The 2,897-nt window shown below is 37.5% G+C and carries 4 protein-coding genes; all 4 read right to left on the bottom strand.

The genetic code is table 11. The annotated features are described in order from the left end of the window. Positions 1 to 5: 5 nt before the first annotated feature. Positions 6 to 566 carry a hypothetical protein gene (locus DXA60_RS16455; protein ID WP_147345404.1) on the bottom strand — a complete coding sequence of 187 codons (561 nt, stop codon included), beginning with the start codon at positions 564 to 566 and terminating at the stop codon, positions 6 to 8. Positions 567 to 1,325: 759 nt separating this feature from the next. Then, on the bottom strand, positions 1,326 to 2,330 hold the full coding sequence (locus DXA60_RS16445; protein WP_147345403.1) for a hypothetical protein: 1,005 nt from the start codon (positions 2,328 to 2,330) through the stop codon (positions 1,326 to 1,328). Between the two features lie 39 nt (positions 2,331 to 2,369). Continuing rightward, positions 2,370 to 2,516 (bottom strand): hypothetical protein, encoded by a 147-nt coding sequence (locus DXA60_RS18730; RefSeq protein ID WP_015521862.1) that lies wholly within the window; start codon positions 2,514 to 2,516, stop codon positions 2,370 to 2,372. Positions 2,517 to 2,586: 70 nt separating this feature from the next. After that, a partial coding sequence (locus tag DXA60_RS19000; protein ID WP_207661933.1) for a hypothetical protein occupies positions 2,587 to 2,897 on the bottom strand: 311 nt, incomplete at its 5' end.

Genomic DNA, 2,897 nt, shown 5'->3' with positions numbered 1-2,897 from the left:
CTTTATCACATCGTTGTTCCTTCCAAAAGGTTATATATCAATTCATAGCGGCACATAACAAGGAAAGGAATTGTCTCTTTCAGACTGCAATATACGGAAAAATTTTTTCTTGCTTCCTGAAATGCACAATCAATTTTGTACTGTGGCAGATTTGATCTTTCTGCATGTCTTCTCCAGGCATTATATTCTTCCTGGAGCGATCCGTTTTGTTCTTCAAATATTTTCAGATCATCCATCATACTTACTCCTGCTACACCTCTTCGTATTTTTTCATAGCATCTTTCATAAAAAAGCATAATTTCAAATGGTATTCTGTTTTTTAAATGGCACCATATAGAAAACGTACTTCTTGTTTCCTCAAAAATGCAGTCTGTTTCGTAAGGCGTTTTACCTTCTCTTTCTGCTTTCTGCCGCCACACTACATATTTTTCCCACACATCTCCATTTTCCAATTCAAAACGCTTTACCCGATTTTCTTCTACGTCTTCCCATTTTTGCATCCTGCTGGTCAGCGATGCTTTATTTTCCATCGTATTATAAATTTCAAACAGTTCCGGGTATTTCATTACCAGCCATAAATGCGCCTTTTCAATTCTTTCACTTTCAAAAGTACCTTTTAAAATACATTTAAAAACATAGTCTGTCAGGAAATGCGAAATTTCTATGGTAAACCCTGGATCATGTATATTTCCATTGCATATTGCAGATATAAAATATTCCTGCTTTATCAGAAGTGCCGTTGCATGATCTATTAATATTCTTCTATTTCTGTCAGCAGCCCGTTGCACTTTCTTGACTTTATAGCAATAAATAAATAGAATAGTTATTGATACTATGTATATAATTGTAACTACTAACAAAAGAGTCATCACCTCGTAACATTCCAACAATATATAATCTTCCTGTGCTTATAAGGGACAAATTTGCGTCCCTTATTTTCTTTTGGCAGCGTTCTATAACCGCACACTGCCGAGAGCCTGTCAGCCCCGTCACGGTCTTCTCCCCTTTCTTTCGTGACTGTTACGTTTTATCCCCGTCAATGGGGCTTTCTGAAAGTCCTGAATTTCATACTTCCACCCGCACAAGTCCATTCAGTTATCAAGGTTCCATAAAAATTAATAAAGGGAAACGTCTGTTCAGATTGAACTTTTCTTAGAAATGCCGTAGAATAAATTTGTTGTTTTGGTGGCATTTCTAAGAAATGTTTCCCGGAAGCCTTGTGATTGCCGTCACAGGTCTTCTTTTTTTCTGATTCCCGTTTCCAGGAACCGATCGTCTGCATTGCTTTGATGCTACGGTCGTGGAGCTGCCGTGCAGACAGGTTGTTATTTCTTGTTCATGTTTTTTAAATGCTCTTTTAACACTGTCATATTTGTTTTACAATCTGCAAAATGACGATATCCAGAATCAAGAAGATAATATTCTTCTGTTTCACTTTCTTCTTTCGTCCATTCTATATAGTACGGATAATTCTTTACCACGATTGCATAGCCATCCGGCAGATCATAGCGATAAAATGTTTCTTCTGTGCACTCATTTCTACACCAAATGTTCCAGGACTTATAACTGTTTATAAACTCTTCTCTCTGCGTCATGTTCTTCATGACAGGAAGTTCCGGCTGTGTTATAACAGGTTCTTTATCTTCGATCCATCCGCATCTTCCATTACAGTCTATCTCACAGTCAGCACAGCATTCTACTGTTTCGCCACAGCCACAGCACACACAGGTTCCGCTTGGACTTTTACCAGTAATGCAGCCTCTCTCATACGGCAGTACCTTTTTCTCCGGAACTGATTGCGACGTCGCAACAGATTTTTTCTTTTTCGATGTCTGTACCAAAGTATCTAAGGTATTTAAAGCGTCCGTCAAACTTTTCTGTTCTTTCGCTTTTTCTTTTAATGATCTCTTATAGTTCCTAATCTGCGATACTGTCATATCAGCATTGACCTTGAAACGTTCCTTTTCCTTTAATGGCAGCATTTCCACCAACTGGGAATAGGAATATTTCTCATATCTGTCATCAATCCACACCTTCCCGGAATTTGAGTCGCCTTTTGAGCAAAATTCCCTCCATACCGCAATCACACGCGATACTGCGGATTTATCCATATGAAAGTTCTTTTCAATACACTCATAGAAATTGTCATATCCTAATTCTTCATGGTATCCGCACAGCTCCATCTCATGAAGATGAAACCCTAAACTTATGTATCTTTTTTTGACATCCGCTATGTCCTGTTTCACATAGTTAAATGAAGCAACTGCAAGTTCATTTACTTCATCGCCGTAATAATTCTCACCAAATACAATGCCTGTTGTTAAATCCATATCATCACCGCCCATAATTTATATCCATCTCATTGCTTATTAAAGCGCATACAATGCAATCAGGATTAAATCTGCAATAATTGCTGCTCCAATCGCCACGTGCCCATCTTTACTAATCAAACCAGCAATAATTCCAATAACAAAATTAACAATTATTGCTATGATCGTAATCGTTAATAGATTCATATCATCACCCCTTTCCAACAGCTATACGATCACAGCTGGAGTTACCACACCATAATGACCAGCTTTCTTCCTACCACCAGCCAATATTCCAGGATCCTACAAATTCGACTGCCTCAACTTCTTCTTTTGGAATCATGTATGTTTTATCCTGATACCTAAATCTGTAATATTCTCTATGTTTTTCTATAAACCTTGTAAAGAAAACTGCCGATATACTTTTATACAACTGGTCAGAATACAAAATCAATTCAACATCCTTACAGCTACGCAATTTAAACAATATCTGGTATTTGTATTTCTGTCCTGCATTTTGCTCTGACAAACCACGTACAGATAAAATAACTGACCGACCAGGAAATACTATTGGATACACGATAATTG

The sequence above is a fragment of the Roseburia sp. OF03-24 genome (assembly GCF_003463035.1).
Lineage (GTDB): Bacteria > Bacillota > Clostridia > Lachnospirales > Lachnospiraceae > Roseburia > Roseburia rectibacter.
Note: the sequence above shows the minus strand (reverse complement) of the source record. Positions and strands in the feature narration are given on the sequence as shown.